21 protein-coding genes are annotated in these 23,458 nt (G+C 59.4%); 11 read left to right on the forward strand and 10 right to left on the reverse strand.

The features are described 5' to 3' along the window. Nucleotides 1-89 precede the first annotated feature (89 nt). Nucleotides 90-1,352: a transcription termination factor Rho gene (rho, locus tag ACJO3M_RS11015; RefSeq protein ID WP_406985466.1), complete on the reverse strand. Its 1,263-nt coding sequence runs from the start codon at nt 1,350-1,352 to the stop codon at nt 90-92. 367 nt (nt 1,353-1,719) lie between these two features. Between rho and moaB the strand changes: the two genes are divergently transcribed. From moaB to ACJO3M_RS11035, 4 genes are read left to right on the forward strand one after another with little or no spacing between them, the layout of a single operon-like run. Beyond that, a complete protein-coding gene (moaB, locus tag ACJO3M_RS11020; RefSeq protein ID WP_407001421.1) occupies nt 1,720-2,292 on the forward strand; it encodes a molybdenum cofactor biosynthesis protein B in 573 nt (190 codons plus the stop codon). A 2-nt stretch (nt 2,293-2,294) separates the two neighbouring features. Beyond that, the gene (locus tag ACJO3M_RS11025) at nt 2,295-3,509 is read left to right on the forward strand and encodes a molybdopterin molybdotransferase MoeA (protein ID WP_407001422.1); all 1,215 of its coding nucleotides are present in this window, start codon (nt 2,295-2,297) and stop codon (nt 3,507-3,509) included. Nucleotides 3,510-3,511: 2 nt separating this feature from the next. Then, nucleotides 3,512-3,775, forward strand: a complete 264-nt coding sequence (gene moaD, locus ACJO3M_RS11030) for a molybdopterin converting factor subunit 1 (protein ID WP_407001423.1) — start codon at nt 3,512-3,514, stop codon at nt 3,773-3,775. A gap of 1 nt (nt 3,776) precedes the next feature. Then, on the forward strand, nt 3,777-4,235 hold the full coding sequence (locus ACJO3M_RS11035; protein ID WP_407001424.1) for a molybdenum cofactor biosynthesis protein MoaE: 459 nt from the start codon (nt 3,777-3,779) through the stop codon (nt 4,233-4,235). Between the two features lie 142 nt (nt 4,236-4,377). Here ACJO3M_RS11035 and mobA read toward each other — a convergent pair whose 3' ends face one another. Next, a complete protein-coding gene (gene mobA, locus ACJO3M_RS11040; protein WP_407001425.1) occupies nt 4,378-5,004 on the reverse strand; it encodes a molybdenum cofactor guanylyltransferase MobA in 627 nt (208 codons plus the stop codon). A 55-nt stretch (nt 5,005-5,059) separates the two neighbouring features. Then, nucleotides 5,060-5,386 (reverse strand): thioredoxin TrxA, encoded by a 327-nt coding sequence (gene trxA, locus ACJO3M_RS11045; RefSeq protein ID WP_012139190.1) that lies wholly within the window; start codon nt 5,384-5,386, stop codon nt 5,060-5,062. Nucleotides 5,387-5,698: 312 nt separating this feature from the next. Between trxA and ppx the strand changes: the two genes are divergently transcribed. Further along, nucleotides 5,699-7,228 carry an exopolyphosphatase gene (ppx, locus tag ACJO3M_RS11050; RefSeq protein WP_407001426.1) on the forward strand — a complete coding sequence of 510 codons (1,530 nt, stop codon included), beginning with the start codon at nt 5,699-5,701 and terminating at the stop codon, nt 7,226-7,228. On the opposite strand, the gene ACJO3M_RS11055 is transcribed toward ppx, so the two are convergent. Next, nucleotides 7,225-9,177 carry an ATP-binding cassette domain-containing protein gene (locus ACJO3M_RS11055; RefSeq protein ID WP_407001427.1) on the reverse strand — a complete coding sequence of 651 codons (1,953 nt, stop codon included), beginning with the start codon at nt 9,175-9,177 and terminating at the stop codon, nt 7,225-7,227. The two genes, ppx and ACJO3M_RS11055, sit on opposite strands and share 4 nt — an antisense overlap. A gap of 48 nt (nt 9,178-9,225) precedes the next feature. Here ACJO3M_RS11055 and ACJO3M_RS11060 point away from each other — a divergent pair, with 48 nt between their 5' ends. From ACJO3M_RS11060 to bamJ, 3 genes are all read left to right on the forward strand, one after another. Further along, a complete protein-coding gene (locus tag ACJO3M_RS11060) occupies nt 9,226-9,753 on the forward strand; it encodes a DUF2390 domain-containing protein (protein ID WP_407001428.1) in 528 nt (175 codons plus the stop codon). Beyond that, complete coding sequence (locus ACJO3M_RS11065) at nt 9,750-10,145, forward strand: DUF4124 domain-containing protein (RefSeq protein WP_407001429.1); 396 nt, start codon at nt 9,750-9,752, stop codon at nt 10,143-10,145. Before ACJO3M_RS11060 ends, ACJO3M_RS11065 begins: the two co-directional genes overlap by 4 nt. Before the next feature lie 126 nt (nt 10,146-10,271). Continuing rightward, entirely contained in the window at nt 10,272-10,979 is a 708-nt protein-coding gene (bamJ, locus tag ACJO3M_RS11070) for a BamJ family beta-barrel-assembly machinery protein (protein ID WP_407001430.1), read from the forward strand. Between the two features lie 70 nt (nt 10,980-11,049). Here the strand turns inward: bamJ and rsd are convergent, their stop codons facing one another. After that, complete coding sequence (rsd, locus tag ACJO3M_RS11075; RefSeq protein ID WP_406985476.1) at nt 11,050-11,532, reverse strand: sigma D regulator; 483 nt, start codon at nt 11,530-11,532, stop codon at nt 11,050-11,052. Between the two features lie 101 nt (nt 11,533-11,633). Further along, on the reverse strand, nt 11,634-12,140 hold the full coding sequence (locus ACJO3M_RS11080) for a disulfide bond formation protein B (RefSeq protein WP_407001431.1): 507 nt from the start codon (nt 12,138-12,140) through the stop codon (nt 11,634-11,636). A 165-nt stretch (nt 12,141-12,305) separates the two neighbouring features. Between ACJO3M_RS11080 and ACJO3M_RS11085 the strand changes: the two genes are divergently transcribed. After that, on the forward strand, nt 12,306-12,752 hold the full coding sequence (locus ACJO3M_RS11085; protein ID WP_407001432.1) for a flagellar basal body-associated FliL family protein: 447 nt from the start codon (nt 12,306-12,308) through the stop codon (nt 12,750-12,752). Between the two features lie 20 nt (nt 12,753-12,772). Here ACJO3M_RS11085 and rmf read toward each other — a convergent pair whose 3' ends face one another. The 4 genes from rmf to ACJO3M_RS11105 all read right to left on the reverse strand — a co-directional run bounded on the left by rmf (nt 12,773) and on the right by ACJO3M_RS11105 (nt 18,895). Then, nucleotides 12,773-12,988, reverse strand: coding sequence for a ribosome modulation factor (gene rmf, locus ACJO3M_RS11090; RefSeq protein ID WP_407001433.1), 216 nt, complete (start codon nt 12,986-12,988; stop codon nt 12,773-12,775). Nucleotides 12,989-13,140: 152 nt separating this feature from the next. Continuing rightward, nucleotides 13,141-14,694 carry a glutamate--cysteine ligase gene (gshA, locus tag ACJO3M_RS11095; protein WP_407001434.1) on the reverse strand — a complete coding sequence of 518 codons (1,554 nt, stop codon included), beginning with the start codon at nt 14,692-14,694 and terminating at the stop codon, nt 13,141-13,143. A gap of 74 nt (nt 14,695-14,768) precedes the next feature. Continuing rightward, complete coding sequence (locus ACJO3M_RS11100) at nt 14,769-17,111, reverse strand: Tex family protein (RefSeq protein WP_407001435.1); 2,343 nt, start codon at nt 17,109-17,111, stop codon at nt 14,769-14,771. A 47-nt stretch (nt 17,112-17,158) separates the two neighbouring features. After that, nucleotides 17,159-18,895, reverse strand: a complete 1,737-nt coding sequence (locus ACJO3M_RS11105; RefSeq protein WP_407001436.1) for a putative bifunctional diguanylate cyclase/phosphodiesterase — start codon at nt 18,893-18,895, stop codon at nt 17,159-17,161. A gap of 99 nt (nt 18,896-18,994) precedes the next feature. On the opposite strand from ACJO3M_RS11105, the gene rep reads away from it, so the two are divergent. Both rep and ACJO3M_RS11115 read left to right on the forward strand, forming a co-directional pair. Then, entirely contained in the window at nt 18,995-21,013 is a 2,019-nt protein-coding gene (gene rep / locus ACJO3M_RS11110; protein ID WP_407001437.1) for a DNA helicase Rep, read from the forward strand. Between the two features lie 140 nt (nt 21,014-21,153). Then, a complete protein-coding gene (locus ACJO3M_RS11115) occupies nt 21,154-23,451 on the forward strand; it encodes a galactose oxidase-like domain-containing protein (protein ID WP_407001438.1) in 2,298 nt (765 codons plus the stop codon). Nucleotides 23,452-23,458 lie beyond the last annotated feature (7 nt).

A 23,458-nucleotide genomic window follows, 5' to 3' on the forward strand; every position in this document is an offset into this window, starting at 1 on the left:
TTCCCCGTTTTGGTCCCTCCTGTCCCACACCTCACTCTTCGAGCTTCAGGTACCTGCACCAGAAATCGGCAAGTACCTCAAAACCAGGATCAACGACGTTTCATGGACTGGAAGAATTCGTCGTTGGTCTTGGTGTCCTTGAGCTTGTCCAGCAAGAACTCGATGGCGGCGGTATCGTCCTCCATGGAGTGCAGCAGCTTACGCAGAATCCACACGCGCTGGATATCCGCCTCGCTCATCAGCAGGTCTTCGCGGCGGGTGCCGGAGCTACGGATGTTGATGGCCGGATAAGTGCGCTTCTCGGCGATCTTGCGGTCCAGGTGCACTTCCATGTTACCGGTGCCCTTGAACTCCTCGTAGATCACCTCGTCCATCTTGGAACCGGTATTGACCAGTGCGGTGGCGAGGATGGTCAGGCTGCCGCCTTCTTCCACGTTACGGGCCGCACCGAAGAAACGCTTGGGCTTCTCGAGGGCGTGGGCGTCCACACCACCGGTCAGAACCTTGCCTGAGGACGGAATCACGGTGTTGTAGGCACGGGCCAGACGGGTGATGGAATCCAGCAGGATCACCACGTCTTTCTTGTGCTCAACCAGACGCTTGGCCTTTTCGATTACCATTTCCGCCACCTGAACGTGACGGGCCGGCGGCTCGTCGAAGGTGGAGGCGATGACTTCACCGCGTACCGTACGCTGCATTTCCGTCACTTCTTCCGGGCGCTCGTCGATGAGCAATACCATGACATGGCATTCCGGACTGTTGCGGGTGATGGACTGGGCGATGCTTTGCATCAGCAGCGTCTTACCGGCTTTGGGCGGGGAGACGATCAGGCCGCGCTGGCCCTTGCCGATGGGCGCCACCAGATCCAGAACCCGTGAAGAGAGATCCTCGGTGCTGCCGTTACCGGCTTCGAGCATAAGGCGCTCGTCCGGAAACAGCGGTGTGAGGTTCTCGAACAGGATCTTGTTTCGGGCGTTGTCCGGCTTGTCGAAGTTAATCTCGTTAACTTTCAGCAGGGCAAAGTAACGCTCGCCGTCTTTGGGCGGACGGATCTTGCCGGCAACGGTGTCACCGGTTCGCAGGTTGAAGCGGCGAATCTGGCTCGGCGACACGTAGATATCGTCGGGTCCGGCAAGGTATGAGGCATCGGCGGAACGGAGGAAGCCGAAACCATCCTGCAGAATTTCCAGTACGCCATCACCGTAGATGTCTTCGCCGCTTTTGGCATGCTTCTTCAGGATCGTGAAGATAACATCCTGCTTGCGCGACCGGGCCAGGTTATCAAGGCCCATCTCTTGCGCAATATCGAGCAATTCGGGCACGGACTTCTGCTTGAGTTCAGTAAGATTCATAGGTTGTTAGATTTTCGGAATGGAAGTAAACGAATATTGGAATGACAGGAATGCCCCTGAACGAATTGATCGGATACTAGTTGAACTTGGTGCTGGCCAGATGGAGCAACCGGTATAGATGAAAGCCGGAAAAGTACTGAAGCCAGAGACAGGAAGAACAACCGTTCGCCGGGCAACACGGATAATCGGCCACCTGACCTGTGAATGTCAAGTGATGCTGACCAAATTTACACCAATCGCCGCTCATGTCAAAGGGGAAATACCACCACACACATCCTCCTCCCTCTGATGAGATACTCCCCTTCCATTCCCGTGCAGCTACGGGGATACTGACCACAATCAGTGATTTAACCTGCGGAGTAACACCATGAGCAGCGACAAAAGCGACGAACTCAAACCCCTGAACATTGCCATACTGACAGTATCCGACACTCGCGGGGCCGATGAGGACACCTCCGGCCAGTTTCTTGAAGACAGCGTTGTTGAGGCCGGTCACCAATTGATCGCACGGCGAATTCTCCCGGACGATGTGTATCTGGTTCGCGCGTTGATGTCCGGCTGGATCGCCGATGCGGACATTCACGCAATCATTATTACCGGCGGGACCGGTTTCCATGAGCGCGATAGTACTCCGGAAGCCGTCGCACCACTGCTGGATAAAACCATTGATGGCTTTGGCGAGGAATTTCGCCGACTGTCGGCCTCGGAGATTGGCACTTCCACGATCCAGTCCCGCGCATTTGGGGGGCTGGCCAACCACACCGTCATTTTCTGCCTGCCCGGATCAACCGGCGCGTGTCGCACCGGCTGGAACGGCATTCTGAGTACGCAGCTGGACAGCCGTCACGGACCGTGCAACTTCTCGGCACTGGCGCTGCGCAAACCGGACAGCCCCCATCACCGGCTGCATGAAAAGATTGGCAACAGGGGGCAGCGATAGTCATGGCAGGCCAACAGCTAACGCCGCTCGAGGAAGCCCTCGCCCGGCTATTGGCACAGGCAACCCCGCTGGCCGGGTCGGAGACCGTGCCGCTGACCGAGTGCCTTGGCAGGGTGCTGGCAGAGGACCATCACGTGCCGGCGGATGTGCCACCAGCGGACAACAGCGCGGTGGACGGGTACGCACTGAGAACACAGGACTTCGTCCCTGGCAGCCCCCTCCCGGTGTCGGCCCGGGTGCCCGCGGGGCAGGCCCCGGCAGCGATTGAAGCCGGCACAGCAGTTCGTATTTTTACCGGCTCGGAGATTCCCGAAGGCGCGAATGCGGTGGTGATGCAGGAACGGGTGGAGGTGACCGATGCCGGCATAGTGATCCGCGACGATGTCAGCGAGGGCCAGAATATCCGCCGCCATGGACAGGACCTGAGCCAGGGGGATCTGGCCCTCGCGCGGGGCACCCGCCTGCGCCCCCAGGAAATGGGGCTACTGGCGTCCATGGGCATCGCCCGCGTACCGGTATTCCCCCGCCTGAAAGTTGCGATCCTGAGCACAGGCGATGAACTGGTTGAACCGGGCACCGCTCTAAACCCCGGACAGATCTACAACACGAACCGGTTTACCCTGCTCGGTTTGCTGGCTGAAACCTGTTGCGACGTGGTGTTGTGTGAAACGCTCCGGGACTCGCGGGAAGCCACTCAGGCAACCCTGAAGCGCGCGGCCAGCGAGGCAGACCTGGTGATTACCAGCGGCGGCGTCTCGGTGGGCGAAGAGGATCATGTGCGGGCGGTGCTGGAGGAATCCGGCGAGCTGTCCCTGTGGCGCCTGGCCATCAAGCCGGGCAAGCCACTGGCTTTTGGCTCGATCGATGGCACGCCGGTTCTGGGGCTGCCGGGCAATCCGGCGGCGGTGCTGGTCACCTTCCTGGTGGTGGCAATTCCTTACATCCGCAAGCGCCAGGGCGCCTCGGATTATCGGGTTTCCGGTGAACAGCTGCCAGCAGCCTTCAAGGTGGACTCGGCCTCCGTTCGCAGGGAGTTTATCCGGGCGCGGAAAGAGACCCATGGGCAGCGGGTGGAAGTGGCGGCCTATCCGAATCAGAGTTCCGGAATGCTTAGTTCCGCCTGCTGGGCCGATGGCCTGGCGGTGGTGCCGGAGCACACAACCGTCAGTCCCGGTGATATGATTACGTATTATTCTTTTGCAGAGCTTCTGGGGTAACCATGAGTAACGAGAACACCCTGACTGTTCATTTTTTTGCCCGCCTGCGGGAGGAGCTGGCGACTGACAGCCTGACTCTTCCGGCGCGGCCCGACGCCACCGCCGGTCAGGTGTTGTCTGAACTGGCGGCGAAAGGCGGCCCGTGGGCCCAGCTGGATGGCGGTCAGCCGGTGATGATTGCGGTCAACCAGGCCATGGCCAAGCCGGAAACGCCACTCAAGGCGGGGGATGAGGTGGCCTTCTTCCCGCCGGTGACAGGAGGCTGAAGTGAATCATTCCGTTACGGTTCAACACGAGGATTTCGATGCCGCCGTGGAGTACCAGGCATTGCGGGGCAGTGGCGCCGGCACGGGGGCTATTGCGACGTTTACCGGGCTGGTGCGGGACAGTGGCGATATGCAAGGCGTGACTGGGCTGTTTCTTGAGCATTATCCGGGGATGACGGAGCAGGTGATCGGGGATCTGATGGAGCAGGCGGCCGAGCGCTGGGATGTGCGCAAGGCGCGTGTGGTTCATCGGGTGGGTGAGTTGGCGCTTTCCGATCAGATTGTGTTTGTGGGGGTGTGCAGTGCCCATCGGGTGGATGCGTTTGCGGCCTGTGCGTTCATTATGGACGCTTTGAAGACGTCAGCGCCGTTCTGGAAGAAGGAGATTACGGAGTCCGGGGAGCACTGGGTAGAGCAGAAGGACGCTGATCTGGCTCGTAGTCAGAGTTGGGAATTGTAGGCTCCCTGCAGGCCTCATATTGGAGTGCGCCGGCCGGTCACTAATGCGGGTGGGTGGTTCCGAAAAACGCTTTGAATACGTCCGTGTACGCTTGGGCTCCGCCATCCATGGCTCCGCACATTTTCGGAACCACCCACCCGCATTAGCGCCCTGCTTCTGAGTTATCTTCCAGATCTTCGGGACGGTTTCTGTTTTTGAACGCCTCGGCTGCGCTTTCACATTTCACTTTTACCACTCCAGCCGCCTCGGCAAAGACCATCACGCGGCGGTTGCCTTCCCCATGAAGCTGTTTTTCCAATAACGGCACCAGCGATACCGGATAGACGCCGTGCAGCGGATGCGCCCTGCCCTCGCATTCGGCGATGACGGGGTTGTCAGGGGCTTTTCGCCAGGCACTCACCAAGTGTGAGAGTACGTCGGGGGTGATTTCCGGGGTGTCGCAGGGGCAGACCAGGACCGCGTCGGCGCCGAGGGCTGCGGCCTGTTTCATGCCGGTCAGCAGGCCTGCCAGGGGGCCCTGACCGCGAACGGCTTCTTCGTCTTCGACAACCTGGTTGGGAGCGAGCTGTCGGTAGTCGTCCAGGGATCGGTTGGCGCTGATCAGGACGGGGCTGGCGACGGTTGAGAGGGTGCTGTGTACCCAGGCGGCCATGGGGCGACCTTGCCAGAAGACCATGCCTTTGTCGCGGCCTCCCAGGCGGCGACCTTCGCCTCCGGCCAGGAGCAGGCCGGCGATGTGTTTTTGGTCAGTCTGTTTTTTCATGGTCATAAAAAACCGCCCGTGAACGTTGGCTCAGGGGCGGTTTCGGGCGTCCGGTCAGCAATCAGAGATTGCTGTCCAGGAAGGCCGCCAGCTGGGACTTGGACAGTGCGCCCACTTTGGTGGCGTCCACGTTGCCGTTCTTGAACAGCATCAGGGTGGGAATGCCGCGGATGTTGAACTTGGGCGGAGTCTGTTCGTTTTCGTCGATGTTCAGCTTACAGATTTTCAGCTTGCCGTCGTACTCATCGGCGATTTCTTCCAGTACCGGCGCGATCATTTTGCAGGGGCCACACCACTCTGCCCAGTAGTCCACCAGTACAGGTACGTCAGACTGCAGTACGTCCTGCTCAAAAGATGCGTCAGTTACGTTTACGATATTTCCGCTCATTACCATTTCCTGAATCAGGCACCTTTCGCTCTTGATACCAAGCGGATACTGCTCGGAACCATACGGCCCATGCCGCAGCGATTGGTGCTGTTGAACGTTGCTGAAGGCTGCATTCTGTTCAAAAGCAGCCGTTCACCCTCATCTCAATACGCAATACTTTACGCGATTGATCAGCTGTCTGTGAAGCGGTTCTGCCCGTCTCTCGGTTTCTCGCTATACTGGCGGTGAGTAAAATCCGATGGCGACCATTACTGACAGGTCCGCCGGAATTCGCTTATAGTACCGGCACATGCCTAGAGGAATTCTTCACACGTGACGGCCACCCCCTCTGCCGAATCCAATGCCACATCGCCCGAGCTGCTTGCGGCTATCGACATGGGCTCCAACAGTTTCCATATGGTGGTTGCCCGGCTGGTACACGGGGAAATCCGCACCCTGGAGAAAATGGGCGAGAAGGTTCAGCTCGGCGCCGGGCTGGATAGCCATAACCGTCTCACCGAGGAAGCCCAGCAACGCGCCCTGGCCTGTCTGGGCCGGTTTGCCCAGCGCCTCCGCGGGATGCCGCCCGAGGCGGTGCAGATTGTCGGCACCAATGCCCTGCGGGTCGCCCGCAATGCCCAGGAATTCATGGCCCGCGCGGAGGAGGTTCTGGGCTATCCGGTGGAGATCATTGCCGGGCGCGAGGAAGCCCGTCTCATTTACCTTGGGGTGTCCCATACCCTATCCGACGATATTGGCCGGCGGCTGGTGATTGATATTGGCGGCGGTAGTACCGAGTTCATCATCGGCGAGCGCTTTGAGCCCCAGGAACTGGAAAGCCTGCACATGGGTTGTGTGTCGTTCCGCAACCGGTATTTCGCCGATGGCAAGATCACTCGTCGCCAGATGGACAAGGCGGTCACCCATGCCCAGCAGGAGCTGTTGAATATCCGCCAGCATTTTCGCAATGTCGGCTGGCAGAGTTCTGTCGGCTCGTCCGGCTCCATCAAGGCGATCGCCAGTGTTCTGGCGAGCCTGAAGATCACCGACGGCACCATCACCCTCGCCGCAATGAATGAGCTGCGCCAGCGCCTGGTCAGCATGGGCAAGGTGGAGAAGCTGTCGGATCTTGGCGTGCGCACGGACCGCCAGAGTATCTTTCCGGCGGGTTTCGCTATTCTGATGGGCGCATTCCAGTCGCTTCAGATCGAGGAGATGACCTTCACCGAAGGCGCCCTGCGGGAGGGGTTGCTCTACGATATTGTCGGTCGCATCCAGCATGAGGATGTGCGTGAGCGGACCATCACGGCGCTCCAGGAACGCTACCATGTGGATCAGGAACATGGCCGTGCGGTGGAGGAAACGACTATTGCGGCCTGGGACCAGGTGGCGGATACCTGGGCACTCCGCACCCTGCCGGATGAGGAAGTTCTGCGCTGGGCCTGTCGCCTGCACGAGATCGGGCTGACCATTTCCCACAGCCAGTACCACAAGCACGGCGCTTACCTGTTGCGCTACTCCGATCTGCCGGGTTTCAGTCAGCAATTCCAGCGGGATCTGGCCACTCTGGTGAGAGGCCACCGGCGCAAGTTCTCCTCGGCCATTTTCGAAGAGCTCGACCCCGAGGACGTACCGCGACTCAAGTACCTCTGCGTGCTGGTGCGGCTCGGGGTGCTGCTTCAGCACCCCAGGAATATGGAACCGCCGCCCGCCTTTCGACTCCATGCCGGCGAGAACCGGCTGGCGATCGAATTTCCCGATAGCTGGTTTGATGAGCGCCCGCTGACTCTGGCGGACCTGGAAAATGAGCGGGACTATCTGTCGAAGCAGGGCTTCAAGCTGGAGCTGACTCCTGACGCCTAGGCAACCAGCTCCGCTTCCAGGCTTTCCACGGTTTCGCTGATCTCCAGCCATTCGGCTTCCACGTCTTCCAGACGCCCATTGAGCCGGGCCTGTTTCCCCAGCAACTCCTTCAGTTGCTGTTTGCCCTCATCCTGATAGAGCTCTGGTGCGGACAACGCCTCTTCCAGGGTCAAAAGACTCTGTTGCAGCTGCTCCATCTCCTTCTCAAGCGCGGACTGCTGTTTACGATAAGGGCTCAGTTTCTGCCGTATGGCCGCTTCGGCGCGCTTGCGCGCCTTGCGGTCATCGGCGCTCTCACCAACCACACTCGATTCAGCCGCCGATTGCCCCTGGGCTCCGCCTTGCTGCGGCTCCCTCCTCGGCGGTTCGGATTCGTCCTTGCGGCGGTCTGCCAGCCAGCGCTCGTAATCTTCCAGATCGCCATCGTATTCCGCCACCCGGCCATCGTTAACCAGCCAGAACTCGTCCACCGTATTACGCAGCAGGTGGCGGTCGTGAGAAACCACCACAATGGCCCCGGCAAAGTTCTGCAATGCCATGGTCAGGGCCTGGCGCATTTCCAGGTCCAGGTGGTTGGTAGGCTCATCCAGCAACAACAGGTTCGGCTTCTGCCATGCAATGACGGCCAGGGCAACCCGGGCCTTCTCCCCGCCGGAGAATGAGCGGATCGCAGTCAGGGCCTCATCGCCGTGGAAGTCAAAACCACCGAGAAAGTTACGAATACTCTGCTCGGACGCTTTGGGCGACAATCTTTGCAGATGCAGGAACGGGCTGGCGTCCAGATCCAGGGATTCCAGCTGGTGCTGGGCAAAATAACCCACAGACAGATTCTCGCCGCAGGTGCGCTCACCCGCCACCAGGGTGGTCTGCCCCCGCAATGCATCCATCAGGGTCGATTTGCCGGCGCCGTTGGGGCCAAGCAGACCGATCCGACTCCCGGATAACAGTGACAGGTTAATACCCCTGAGAATCACGGTGTCTCCGTACCCGGCGGCGCCATGTCGAATCGACAGCAGCGGGTTGGACACTTTGTCTGCTACCGGAAACTCGAAACTGAACGGCGAATCTATATGCGCCGGTGCTATTTTTTCCATGCGCTCAAGCGCCTTGACCCGGCTCTGGGCCTGACGAGCCTTGGTGGCCTTGGCCTTGAAGCGGTCGATGAAACGCTGAATCTCGGCAATCCGTGCCTGCTGGCGCTCGAAGCCGGCCTGCTGCTGGGCCAGGCGCTCACCACGCTGCCCCTCGAATGCTGAGTAATTACCCGTATAGAGTTCCAGCTTACGCCGGTCGAAATGAACCACATGGGTCGCTACCCGATCCATGAAATCCCGGTCATGGGAGATAAACAGCAAGGTGCCACTGTACCGGCGCAGCCAGTTCTCAAGCCAGAGACAGGCATCCAGATCCAGGTGGTTGGTGGGTTCGTCCAGCAATAACAGGTCGGACGGTCTCATCAGCGCCTGGGCCAGATTCAGACGAATTCGCCAGCCGCCGGAAAACGCCGACACAGGTCGTTCGGTATCGGCGTCGGAGAAGCCCAGCCCTCGCAGCAATATCTCGGCCCGGCGCGGTGCAGACCAGGCTTCATGCACATCAAGCTCGCCGTGGATGCGAGCCTGGGCGTGATCATCACCCCGCCGTTCCGCCTCGGCCAGCTCCCGCTCCATTCGGCGCAGGTCGTGGTCACCATCCAGCACGAAATCACGGGCGCTTCGCCCGGATGCCTCGACCTCCTGGGCCATATGGGCAATGCGACATCCACCGGGGAGTGACACACTGCCCTGCTCGGGAGAGAGCTGCCCCAATAAAAGCTGGAACAGACTGGATTTGCCAGCGCCGTTGGCGCCGACAATGGCAACCCGCTGCCCCGGCTGAATGGTGAGGCCGACGGTGTCTAGCAACCAGACACCGCCCCGTTGTAAACTGAGATCCGTTATCGTTAACATGCTGTCATTTTATCAGGGTACGTTCCACAGAGAAGACACAGGGCCAAGATGCAGGACAACCGGGAACAGCCGTCACTGGAAATGGAACCGGATAACCCGCTCTGGCGTTTTGCTCTGGCATTCTGGAAATATCCGGGCATTGAGTCGACCTGCCTGGCGTTACAGGGTAAAGGCTGGAGCGTTACACGGATTTTAGGCGCCTGCTGGCTTGCCATTTCGGGCCAGAAATACATCGGCAAAGAAAGCGATACGGTAACAGAGTGGCGCGCCCATGTAACCGGGGCCCTGCGCTCAGCCCGACAATTTATTCCCCGGAGCAACCCGGAGACAGACAGCTTGCGAGCCAGCATCGCCAAAAACGAACTGGAAGCCGAGCGGATTGAGCTGGCTTTGAGCTATCAAAGCCTCGCCAACAGCCAACAAGAGAGCGTCGGTATGTATGAATCGGAACAACTGGCCCGTACCAACCTCGAAGCGGCAGCACCGGAGACGGTTATGGACATGGAAACCGGACAACTGTTAAACGCCCTCACCCGCGGCCTTCTTGCTTTTGCGGCCGAGAATCAGGGGGCATGATCATGAAATGGCTTATCCGTCTCGCTTTTCCTGCGCTTGGCGTTCTGCTTGTGCTGATTTTCTTCGGCATCAACGGGCCGGAACCCAAAGCCGTGGAAAGCACGCCAAAGGAAACGGACAGCAACGAGATCCCGGCCTTTGAGGGTCTGGTGCCATCACCGGTGCCAGTAGAAGGCCCGGACATAGTCTTCAAGTGGCAGGACCGCAACGGCAGCTGGCACTATGCCGACAAGCCCCCCGCAGACGGCCCGTGGAATGCGCTGGCGATCGAGCGCCAAAGCAACGGCGGCACGTCACGCCCGGCGGAACCGGATCCGGAAACTGACTGGCAATCACCCTACAGCGCTCCTTTCTCCCTGGCGCCTTCCTCGCCCACCAACAACGGCAGCTGAGCCGCTAGCCAGTTTCTTAACACATGTTCAGTGGCATCTGGCTACAGAACCCGTTACTTTCCCCTTTTCAGATAAACACAATATGGGGCTCCCCAGGAGTCCCCGCTCACAACATAGGACTCTGCAATGAAGAAAATACTGCTCGCACTGGCAGTATCCGGCGTTGTTGCCGGCTGCTCCACGCAAACCGACTCCAAGAAAGATCCCGGCCTGGAATCCACTGATCAGAAAGTCAGTTACGGTATGGGCCTGGTGCTCGGTGAACGCATGAGGAATGACCTGCCGGACCTGCAGATGGAACAGTTCCTCCAGGGTATCGAACACGGTCACGAGGGTGACGAGGAAGTGAGCCGGATGAGCCGGGAGGAAATCCAGGAGGCGCTGATGGCTTACCAGAAGCAGCTCCAGGAGCGTGACAACGCCCAGAGGGACGAACTGGCCAAGAAAAACCGTGAAGCTGGCGAAGCCTTCCTCGCCGAGAATTCAGAACGTGACGGCGTGGAAACCACTGAATCCGGGCTGCAATACGAAATCCTGGAAGAAGGCGACGGCGAAAAGCCGGCTGAAAGCGACCAAGTCAAGGTCCATTACACCGGCGAACTGCTGTCTGGCGAAGTGTTTGACAGCTCCCGCGAGCGTGGCGAGCCAGTCACCTTTGGTCTCAACCAGGTCATTCCGGGCTGGACCGAAGGCCTTCAGCTCATGAACGAAGGCAGCCGGGTAAAACTGTACATTCCCTCCGACCTGGCCTATGGCCCAGGCGGCAACCACAGCATCGGGCCGAACGAGACCCTGGTGTTTGATGTGGAGCTGATCGAAGTCAACCCGGAGTAATCCGATATACTGCCTGCAGCCTCGGCGCTAATTGCCACGGGCTGCGGGCATCCATCCTTCCCCGAGGCCGTCAGGCCGAGGACATCACCTTCTCTGCATGCACGTTGTGCAGGTGCTCGATGAGATAATCTTCCATCTCGAACCGGCTCTCCAGAATTTCTCCCAGTTCGGACAATTGATCGAACAGCTCCCGGACGTCACTCTCGTTCAAGGCCTTTCCATCGAGGCGATCATTGAAATTCAGCGCCGTCTCCGTGGTCTGTGTGATGCGCGGATACAGCTTGGCGGCCAGCTCCAGACCACCGTCGTTGAATTCCCGGGCTTCCTGAATCAACTGCTCATAGATTTCAAAATGACCAGCCGACACGTAATCCACAAGGACTTCGCAGAGCCGGACAAATTTCTCCCGCAGGGCTTCTGTCTGGGTGAAATCGCTTTCTCCGGACAACTCGCAATAGTGCACCAGCAACTCCTGGCGCTCCTTCAACCAGCGATCAATCAGGTCGCTGACACCACCCCAACGTTCCCTGGCATTACGGCAATTTTCCAACATGACGCCTTTCTCCAGTTACCAGACATACCCGGTGTTCGGATTCGATTTTTTGTTATGTCGAGACTCAAGGTACCCCATGGCCATAGTTGGCCGCAACCGTTTCAGCCACCAACCCAATCAGACCTTTTGCCAGTATTAAACAGCATAACCAGCCCCGTAATGACCAGCAGCGAGAAAAACACTGCCGTCCACCCGGGGATGCTCAAACCGAGGAAACGCCAGGTGACTTCCGCGCAGTCACCGGTGCCCCGGAGCGCGGTGGTCAATACTTCTGTCAGGGGCAGGACATCCAGCATGTAATCCACGGAAGGACCGCACGCGGGCACCTGATCCGCGGGCAGGCTCTGCAGCCACAACTGCCGCCCGGCCACTGCCAGCCCTGCACCGGAGGTGACAGCCAACAGCAAGCCGTACAGGCGCACACCAAGGCCTTTCGGGTTATGCAGTATCGCCAGCAGACTCACCACACCCGCGCCCATAAACCCGAACCGCTGAAGCCAGCACAAGGGGCAGGGTTCCAGCCCCATGACATGCTCCATGTAAAAAGCCACACCCAGCAGCGCGACGCACACAACAAAGATTACTGAAAACACCAGTCTGGAAGTCAAATGCACACCTCGGAAATGACATTCTGGCCCCGTGTCCCCGACCACGGCTGGTCAGGGCGTCAGCGAATGCTGCAAGTGGTCACCGGGCCTGTTATTCTGCGAAAACCAAGCGGTTATCGCCGTAGCTTCGTCACTAAACCCTAAACCATAGTGAACTTCAAGCCTATGACACTTCAGCTAAAGCGCTTTTTTCTGGTCCTGCTGTGCCTGCTCCCCGCACTGCCAGCCATAACAACCGCACAGGAAGAAGAAGCGGAGGAGACCGGGGAGACCCAGGAAGCCACCATCACCGATTACATAGAGATGGATCCGTCGTTTGTTACCCATGTCGGCGAACCCGGCAATAAGCTCACCTACCTGAAGGCCTCGGTCACCCTTCGTGCGTCAAAGGAAACCACACGCCCGGCCGTCGAAGCCCACATGCCAAGGCTGAGGCACGAGCTGGTGATGCTGTTCGGGGAACAGACCGATGCTGACCAACTGGCGACCAGCGACGGGCAGACCGCCCTGAGGGAAGAAGCAAAACAGCGGATAAATGCGGTGTTGGAAGAACAGCAAACCGGCGAGGAAATCACTGGCGTCCTGTTTACCGAGTTCGTGGTGCAGAAATAAACGGGCGCTGGTGAGGCGGCTCAGGCAATCCTGGAGAACAGGTCATCACTGATCGACGCCTGCTCGCTGGCGAGCTGCCACGCATCCTCCCAGCCAGCCTCCCAGGCTGCGATAACCACATCCCCCTGGTATGGGCAGCGGCTTCGCGCCATGCCCATGGAGGCCGCCATATACCCCTGGCGATAAGCCTTGTTCAGCGACTCAACATCCCACCCAAGCTTGAAATCCCTGGCCATGCCCATTCTCCCTGATCCTGATTGCCGAGGTAACAAACAGTGATACACCTGTTACAAAAGCTAACAGCAAGTGCCGGAGCCTGACAAATATTTGTTCACATTTTGTGCGATAGGTCCGGACCCGGTGTGAACCGGGCCGGTATCAGCACCGATCAGGAACGCAGGTACTGCGCCAGGAACTCGTCAAAGGGCTGGGTATCGGCGGCTTCCATTCTCTCCTGCGCTTCCAGGGACTCCGCGCTCATGCGTTCAAAGTCCGCGAGCGTGGTCTCGGAGAATGGCTCCTCGCGCAGAGTCTGCTGATGCTGGCGCGACATTTCCTGAACCCACTCCCGGTGGCCAAGGCCGGATTGTGACATGGCTTCCGTCACCCTGGCGGATGGCACCAGGCCCGGTGACGTCAGCTTTTCGCTCTGAGCTTCGAGCGCACGGCGGTAGGCGTCGCCACCCGTCCAGCTATCGAGCCGTTCCGCCAGGGGCTCCAGTTCCGACAGTATACTGGCAGCCGCTTCGCTCGCCGGGGCTCTACGACCCTCACGGCACAGCGCCAGCTCAACATTGCGACCATGGGCCACCACGTCCTTGTAATTGTCATCAAGCCGTTCACATTCGGCGTCGCCAATGCGGGGGCTATCCGCCAGCAGGCAATCCAGCAGGAACAGGTCCAGGAAATCAATCTGGCTTTCGGTCACGCCCACCGGAGAGAACGGATCCAGGTCGAGACAGCGCACCTCAATGTACTCCACACCCCGGGCTTCCAATGCCTGTATCGGCTTCTCTTCCCGCTCGGTGGTACGTTTCGGGCGCACCGCACTGTAATACTCGTTCTCGATCTGCAGCACGCTGGTGTTGATCTGGATAAATTCGCCACCCCGGCGCGTACCAATCGCTTCGTAATCCGGCCAGGGCGTGTGGATCGCACGATCCAGGGTCCGGGTGTAGGTGCTCAGTTCGTTAAAACAGATATTCAGGGAGGACTGGGCATTATTGTGATAGCCCAGGTCTCCCATCCGCAATGATGTGGCATCCGGACCGTGCCAGGTGTTGTCATTGAAACGGGCCAGATCGTGTTTCACACCGGCGACAAAGCTGGCGTCCAGAGCAGGCGACGCTCCGAACAACAGCATCAGCAGCCAGCTGCGGCGACGGAAGTTCCGGATCAGCCAGAAATACTGGTCTGACTTGAAATCCTTCAGGCTCTGCTGGTTCCCCAGGGCCCGCTGCCACAGTGACCAGAAATCGTCCGGCAACGACAGGTTATAGTGGGCGCCGGCAATGCTTTGCATCATCCGCCCATACCGTACCGCCAGGCCCTGGCGGTACACGTGCTTGAGACGGCCGATATTCGACGTTCCATATTCCGCGATAGGAATACTGGCATCACCGTCCAGCTCGCTGGGCATGCTCGCCGCCCAGAACACTTCATCACCCAGGTTCTGCTGCACAAACCGGTGCACATCCCGCAACGAGGACAGCAATCCGCCCGTGCTGTCGCACACCGGCGTAATCAGCTCCAGCAGGGCTTCTGAATAGTCGGTGGTAATTCGTGGATGGGTCAGCGCGGACCCCAGGGCCCTGGGGTGGGGGGTCTGGGCAATAAAGCCGTTACGGTCAACCCGCAGGCCTTCCTTCTCCACCCCCTTCAGAAAACCGCCCCAGTCATTGGCTGAGAACTGGTGAAAGATATGATGGCGGGATTCAGCCATGAATGACTCCTGCTATAGCGGGTAACGGCCTTGTGAGCCTTACCCGCCTGTGGAATGGGTGTCGGCGCCGCCGGTTAACGGTCGCCTTTCCGTGCCGAGGCCAGCGCCTGGGCCAGTGCGCCGGCCATGGCGCCCTGCTGGGGCTGCTGCCCACCCTGGGGGCGGCTGTTACGACCACCAGACCGGTTCTCACCACGGCCCCGACTCGCCGAGGCACCCGGTTTGCTGTCTGTTTTTTCGCCAGGCTGGTCGTCCATCCGCATGGACAGAGCGATCCGCTTGCGGGGAATGTCCACATCCATCACTTTGACCTTGACGATGTCCCCGGCTTTCACCACCTCACGCGGGTCCTTCACAAAGGTGTTGGACAGCGCGGAGATGTGTACCAGGCCATCCTGGTGCACCCCGATATCCACGAACGCACCAAAGTTGGTAACGTTAGTGACCGAACCTTCCAGCACCATGCCCGGCTTGAGGTCGTTCAGGGTTTCCACCCCTTCCTCGAAGCTGGCAAAACGGAATTCCGGGCGGGGATCACGGCCAGGCTTCTCCAGTTCGGAAATAATATCCTTAATCGTCGGCAGACCAAACTGCTCGGTGACATAGTCCTGGGGATTCAGTGACCGCAGGAACGTTGCATCACCGATGATATTCTCCACCTTCCGGTTGTTTTTCGCCGCAATGGCTTCCACCACTCCGTAGGCTTCCGGGTGCACCGAGGACCGGTCAAGCGGGTTTTCACCGCTGGCAATTCTCAAAAAGCCCGCGGCCTGCTCAAAGGTGCGATCGCCAAGGCGAGAGACTTTCAGCAATTGCTTGCGGTTTTTGAACACCCCATTCTGGTTGCGGAAATCGACGATGTTCTGGGCGATGCTCTGATTCAAGCCAGACACCCGCGCCAGCAGCGGCACGGACGCTGTATTCAGATCCACCCCCACACCGTTTACACAATCTTCCACCACCGCATCCAGACTGCGGGCTAACTGTACTTGAGAAACGTCGTGCTGGTATTGTCCCACGCCGATGGATTTGGGCTCGATCTTGACCATTTCCGCCAGCGGGTCCTGAAGGCGACGCGCAATCGACACAGCACCACGAATGGTCACGTCCAGATCCGGCAGTTCCCTTGAGGCAAATTCCGAGGCGGAGTAGATGGAGGCGCCCGACTCGCTTACCACGATTCGGGCCAGCTTCAGTTCCGGATATTTCTTGCACAGGTCGGCCACCAGCTTCTCGGTTTCCCGGGAGGCAGTGCCGTTGCCGATGGCAATCAACTCAATTTTGTACTCACGACACCAGGCCGCCAGTTGCTCAATAGACTGAGCCCACTGATTGCGAGGCGCATGAGGGAAAATGCCACCGTGGCCGACGACCTGCCCGGTGCCGTCAATAACCGCGACCTTGACGCCGGTACGCAGCCCGGGATCCAGGCCCAGCGTCGGACGCGGCCCTGCCGGCGCCAGCAACAACAGATCCTTGAGGTTGTTGGCGAACACGTTGATGGCCTCGGTCTCGGCGGCTTCCCGTACCTGGGCCATCAGGTCGGTTTCAATCTGGGTGGAGAGTTTCACCCGCCAGGTCCAGCGCACCACGTCCGACAACCACTTGTCGGCGGGACGACCGTTATCACGGATATTCCAGCGCGCGGCAATGCGCTGTTCCGCCGGGTGAGGCTGGCGGCGGTTATCTTCGGCATCTCCCACCACAATGGAGTAGCCCAGAATGCCCTCGTTGCGGCCACGCAGGATCGCCAGTGCGCGATGCGACGGCACCTTCTTCAGGGGCTCGACGTGATCAAAGTAGTCGCGGAACTTGGCGCCCTCGTTTTCCTTGCCCTCAATCACGGTGACCTTGAGCTGGCCTTCCTGCCAGATGAAGTCCCGCAGGTTGCCAAGCAATTCGGCATCCTCGGCGAAACGCTCCATCAGGATATAGCGTGCGCCATCCAGGGCGGCCTTGGTATCCGCCACACCGGCTTCGGTGTTGACGTAGCTGGCCGTGGTGGTTTCCGGATCCAGGGTCGGATCGTCGTAGAGGGCATCCGCCAGGGGTTCAAGGCCGGCTTCTCTGGCAATCTGGGCCTTGGTACGGCGCTTGGGCTTGTAGGGCAGGTACAGATCTTCCAGGCGGTTCTTGGTGTCCGCCTCGTTGATGCTGGCCCGCAGCTCGTCGGTCAGTTTGCCCTGCTCCTCAATGCTGTTGAGGATGGTGGACCGGCGATCTTCCAGCTCCCGCAGGTAACGCAGGCGCTCCTCCAGGTTACGCAACTGGCTGTCATCCAGCGAGCCGGTAACCTCTTTGCGGTAACGGGCAATAAATGGAACGGTGGCACCCTCATCCAACAGGGCGACGGTGGCATTAACCTGTTGCTCGCGTACGCCGAGCTCGTCGGCGATGCGCCTGGAGATACTGTTCATGCAACCTCTGTGATGCTTTCTGGATCAAAGCGCAAAGGTACAGCGGCTTACTGCTGCAGGCAAGCGGCCTCGCCCCGGTTGTTCAGGAAATGCACAAGTTCCTGCCAGGGCATAGGGGTGGCGTAGTAATAGCCCTGAATTTCATCGCAATGCTGCTGGCGCAGGAATTCCAGCTGCCCCTCGGTTTCCACCCCCTCGGCCACCACACTGATCTGCAGGCTGTGGGCAAGGCTGATGATGGCGCGAATGATGTGCTCCGCATCGGCGGAGTGCCCCAGTTCCTGCACGAAGGACTTGTCGATCTTGACCAGCGAAATCGGCAGGTGCTGAAGATTGCTGAGGGAAGAAAATCCGGTGCCGAAATCGTCGAGGGCAAAACTGATCCCCAGCTGATTGAGCTCCCGCAGGCAGCGCTGGGCGTATTCCGGATCGTGCATCATGGCGCTCTCGGTCAACTCCAGCTCCAGCAGGCTGGTATCCACATTGGCGTTGAAGATAATACGGAAGATGGTCTCCGTCATCTTGCGGTCGTGGAACTGACGGAACGACAGGTTAACCGCGAACACCAGCCCCGGGAAGCCAAGCTCCGCCGACTCCTGCAGGCGCTTGCAGGCCTGTTCGATGACCCAGTAACCGATGGGTACGATCAGACCGCTGCGCTCCGCCACCGGAATGAATTCGTCCGGAGCCACCAGCCCCCGCTCCGGATGGTTCCAGCGCAGGAGACATTCCACGCCACGAACCTCCTCGGTGGCCAGGTCGATACGCGGCTGGTAATACAACTCCAGCTCCTTGCCTCGCAACGCATTGCGCAAATCCGCCTCCAGGCGCAGCTGGTAACCGGCACGGACATGCAACTGCTGATCATAGAACCGGTAACTGGTGCCCGGATCACGCTTGGCTTCAAACATCGCGCGGTTGGCCCGGCGCATCAGGTTCTCAGGGCTGTCCCCCGCTTCCGGATAGGTCGCCACCCCCAGACTGGCGCTGATGACCATGCTCTGGCCATCCACCGTGATCGGGTCATTCAGCGCATTCACCACCTTGCGGATGATCTGGGTAATATCGAGAGAGTCTTCCACCTTTTCCACGATGACGGCCAGCTCATCGCCGCCAATGCGCATCAGCGAGTCCACACGGCGGAGACTGTGACGCAGGCGATCCGCCAGCTTCAGCACCAGTTGGTCACTCTTCTGGTAGCCAAAGGATTCGTTGAAACTGCGAAAATCGTCCAGGTTGAGATGCAACAGGGCCAGGCGGTGGCCGCCCCGCTCCGCCCTCAACAACGCCTGCTGGAGTCGGTCAAAGAACAAGTCGCGGTTGATGAATCCACTGGCCACCTCCCGACCCAGGTGACCATGGGCGGAGGCTGCCAGCTGTTCGCGATACCAGAGACATTTGACCGCCCGGGCCAGACTCCAGGCATCCAGGGCCTGGCGACAAAGGTAATCTGCTGCACCATTGGCGATGAGTTCGGACGCACGCTCGGCACTGGGCTCGGCACTGAGCGCCAGGACAGGTTTATCATTACTGGCGACATTGAGGTATTGCAGAAACGACGCCTCGGAGTCGCCGTGGAACACACAGTCCCAGAGAATGACATCGAAGTGGGTGTTGCGGATCAGGTCATCACAGTCAATCAGGTCCGGGCACCAGACCATGTCCGGCACCAGTTCCCGATCACCGGAAAGCGTTGCCTCCAGCCACAGGAAGTCAGCGTATTCCGGCGTCAGTACCAGCAAGCGCACCTGGCTGGAACTCATTGTTTCCATTGGCAGTGTCATTAAAGGTGCCTGATCTCCATGATGAACAACATTCGATCTTCCAAGGATAGCCGATAGATCGTCAAGGTACAGAATCTCTCGCTGGTGTAGAATGCGCGGATGAATAAACTCAACCCCAGACAGAATGAAGCAGTGCGCTACGCCGACGGCCCCCTGCTGGTTCTGGCCGGTGCCGGCAGTGGCAAAACCAGCGTTATTACCCGCAAAATCGCCTATCTGATTGAACAGCTGGGCATTCCGGGGCGCCACATTGCCGCTGTTACCTTCACCAACAAGGCGGCGCGCGAGATGAAAGAGCGCGTGGGCCGCATTGTAGACCGAAAACAGACCCGCGGGTTGATCGTGTCCACGTTCCACAATCTCGGCCTGAACATGATCCGGGAGGAGCACCCGCACCTGGGCTACCACCCCGGCTTTTCCATCTTTGACGCCGAGGATGCCAAAGCATTGTTACAGGATCTGATGATGCGGGAGGACAGCGCCGACGCCGGCGATGAACTCTCCGACATCCAGATGACCATTTCTTCCTGGAAAAACGCCATGCGCGGGCCGGAGGAAGCCTGGAGCAAGGCGGCGGATGAACGCGAGCAACGTATTGCCCTCATCTACAAAAGGTACAACGAATACCTCAAGGCCTACAACGCGGTGGATTTCGACGACCTGATCCTGCTGCCGGTGCAACTGTTCCGTAGCCACCCGGACGTGTTGGCCAAATGGCGCCGCAAGATCCGTTACATGCTGGTGGACGAGTATCAGGACACCAACGTGTGCCAGTACGAACTGGTCAAACTGCTGGTGGCGGAACGGGCGGCGTTTACCGTGGTCGGCGACGACGACCAGTCCATCTACGCCTGGCGTGGCGCGCGCCCGGAGAACCTGGCGCAGCTCAAGGAAGACTTCCCCAGCCTGAAAATCGTCAAGCTGGAGCAGAACTACCGTTCCACCGGGCGGATTCTGCGCAGCGCCAACACGGTGATCGCCAATAACCCCCACGCGTTTGAAAAGGCCCTGTGGAGTGACCACACCATTGGCGAGGAAATCCGCATCGTCCGTTGTCGTAGCGAGGACGCCGAAGCCGACCGCGTGGCCACTGAAATCCTCGACCAGAAGCTGAAAAAGGGCCTGGCCTTCAAGGATTTTTCGGTGCTTTATCGCGGCAACCACCAGGCGCGGCTACTGGAGATGAAGCTGCAGGCTTACCAGATTCCCTATCGCATCTCCGGCGGCCAGTCGTTCTTCTCGAAAAACGAAATCAAGGACGCCATGTCGTACCTGCGGCTGCTGATCAACCCCGATGACGACGCCGCCTTCCTGCGGGTGGTCAACGTGCCGCGCCGGGAAATCGGACCGCGTACCCTGGAACAGCTCAGCCACTACGCCCGCGCCCGCAACGTTAGCCTGTTCAAGGCCCTGGGCGATATGGGGGCGGAAACCCACGTGACCGAGAAAGGCCTGGACCGTCTGCGGCGTTTTGCTCACTGGGTCGACTACATCTGCGAGCGGGTACACAGGGAAGATCCGATACCGGTGATCAAACAACTGTTTACCGACATTGAATACGAGGAATGGCTGCACCAGCACTCCGGCACGCCCAAACAGGCGGAGCGCCGCATGCAGAACATCTGGTACCTGGTGGAGTCGATCCAGCGCATGCTCGATGACGGCAAAGGCACCGCCGACGAACTGGGTATCGAGGATGCCATCAGCAAGCTGATCCTCCGCGATATGATGGAACAGCGGGAAGAAGAGGATGACAGCGATAAAGTCCAGCTCCTCACCCTGCACGCGTCCAAGGGCCTGGAATTCCCCCACGTCTTCATCATGGGGCTGGAAGAGGAAATCCTGCCCCACCGCGCCAGCATCGAAGAAGGCAACATCGAGGAAGAGCGGCGGCTTATGTACGTGGGCATCACCCGTGCCAGGGAGACGCTGACCCTCACCTACGCTGCCCAGCGCAAGCAGTACGGCGAAAAGATCGAAACCATTCCCAGCCGGTTTCTAGACGAACTGCCGGAAGAAGACCTGAAATGGGAAGGTCTGGGCGACCTGGATGTCGAAGCCAACCAGAAAAAAGGCAAAGCCACCCTGAGCGCGCTGCTGGGGGATCTCGGTACCTAGCTATCGATTTCTGTCAGACAATATTTCAAAAAACTGCCGAACAACTGAAACCATTTCTGCTCCCCGAACGTAGGGTATATGGGTTGGGCTGTAACCGCCCCGCCCTCCTTACCGACAAAAACAAGATCGAGGAGCACAGGATGAACTGGAACAAGAACCTTCTGCACCGTCATATCGCTCTGGCCCTGGGCACACTGGCCCTGTCCGCTTGTGGCGGTTCGTCCGGCGATGACAACGCATCATCCGAGCCGAGCCAAAGCCAGCAGGAGTCAGCCGTTGCCGGGGATCAGGCCAGGGCGGAAAGCGAGCCCCTGCCAATCTTCAAAGATGACTACTCCCCCACCGGCGCCTTCAGCGACCCCTTTGCCGAGCCCACTATTATCGTGGATGGCAACGCCGTGGAAACTGACGAGAAATGCGTGACCAACGCCGAGGGCCTGCAGGAATGCAAGCCAGCGGCCGGTACCATGGCACTGCTGGAGGATGGCCGCATTCTTTACCTGAACGCCCTGGAAGGCACCGAGAACGTGGAGCTTTCCATCGTCGCCGAATTCGGCGAGGTGTCCATCAACGATCAAAGCCGGTTACTGTCATTTGATGACAACGACCAGCCCCAATGGTTCAAGCCCAACCCACTGCGTGCGGGAGCCAACCCCGACGGCAATGACAGTGAAACCCTGCTCAACGGCACGCCGCTTGATGGCGTGATTGATACCGCCGACAACACCGACAAGAACGATGGCGCCTTGTTCTGTTCGGACGTCATTGGCCTGGCCGATGGCAGTGTTATGGCCGTCGGTGGCACGGATTACTACTCCGAGCCGGGCGTTGACGGTCTGCCCCTGGGTGCCGCGGAGCTTGAGGGTATCAAGAACTCCCGCATCTTTGACGCCGAAACCAACACCTGGACGCAAAGCGGCGACATGAATTACGGCCGCTGGTATCCCTCCCTGGTCACCCTGCCGGACAGCAAAGTTTTTGTCGCCAGTGGCGTCACCAAACTGCTGAAACCCGTCTATCCGGAAGACCCGCTGAATTCCGGCCGCAACGTGGTTCAGACCGAAACCTACGATCCGTGCAGCGGGACCTGGACCCAGAACCCGTCCACGGCTGACCGCTCCCTGCCGCTGTATCCTCGCCTGCACCTGCTCCCCAACGGGCACGTGCTCTACAACGCCGGCGGCCAGGCCTTTAACCCGTTTGGCCAGGGTTACGACCAGGCCCTGTGGAACATCGTGGCCACGTTTGATCCGGAGGAACAGAGCTGGACCGATATCGGCTACGCCGGCCTGCCCCTGCGATTGGACGAAATCGGTCTGGGCGAACTCAGCAGCACTCTGAACATCACCAACCTATCGCAGGAGCAAGGCTCTTCACTGCTGGGCGACGTCCTGGGTTCGGCCTCGGACCTGCTGACAGCCGCCAGCGAGCTGAACGTGGATGAAGAAACGTTGAAAACCGCTATTGCTGGCGGCATGCGAGGCTCCACCTCTTCCACCATGCTGCCGCTGAAGCCCAATGAAAACGGCGAGTACACGGATGTCGAACTGTTGACCGCAGGCGGCGTACCCAGCTATGCCCTGCTCACCAACCCGGGCGGTTACCTGCCAACCGACCATAGCCGCATCGACACCGTGCGCACCAATGGCGACGACATCGAATACGAGTCCCGCCTGACCGGATCGCTGAATCAACCGCGCTGGTATGGCACCAACGTGGTCATGCCCGACGGTACGGTCATGGTGTTCAGCGGCGGCACACGGGATGGCGTGGTGGCGCCGGGCCTGGAAGGCCCGATCATGACCGCGGAGAAGTTTGATCCGGAAACCGGTACCTGGACGGAAATGGCCATGGGTAAACGCCCACGGACCTACCACAATACCGCTGTGCTGTTGCCGGATGGCCGGGTTCTGGTTGGCGGTCACGCGCCGATCAACACCGCCTACCTGTCCCACATCAATCTGGAAGATTTTGGCCTATCTCCAAACGATGGCCGCGATCCCAGCTTCGAGATCTATACCCCGCCGTACGCCATGCGTAACGACCGCCCGGAAATCCTCAGTGCGCCGGAAAGTCTCGAGCCAGGGGATGAGTTCACCATTCAGGTGGACCAGGCCGAAGCGATCGACAAAGTGCTGCTGATGCGCCGTACCGTCATGACCCACCTGATTGACGGCGATCAGCGCACCATTGAACTGCCGGTACAGTCCCGCAACGGTCGTAACCTGCGCCTGAAAATGCCGGAGACCAGCAGTGTTGTTCCCGCCGGTAAATACATGCTGTTCGCCAGTAAAAACACCGATGAAGGTCGCGTGCCGTCGGTTTCCGCCCCGGTCACGGTAACCAACAGCGCCCTGGAGTGCAGCGGTGACACCCAGATGGTGGACGATACCAGCGATGACGAAAGCCTGATCGACAACCTGGTTGGCCAGCTGTAGGAGGAAG

Source organism: Marinobacter alkalisoli (assembly GCF_045449795.1).
Lineage (GTDB): Bacteria > Pseudomonadota > Gammaproteobacteria > Pseudomonadales > Oleiphilaceae > Marinobacter.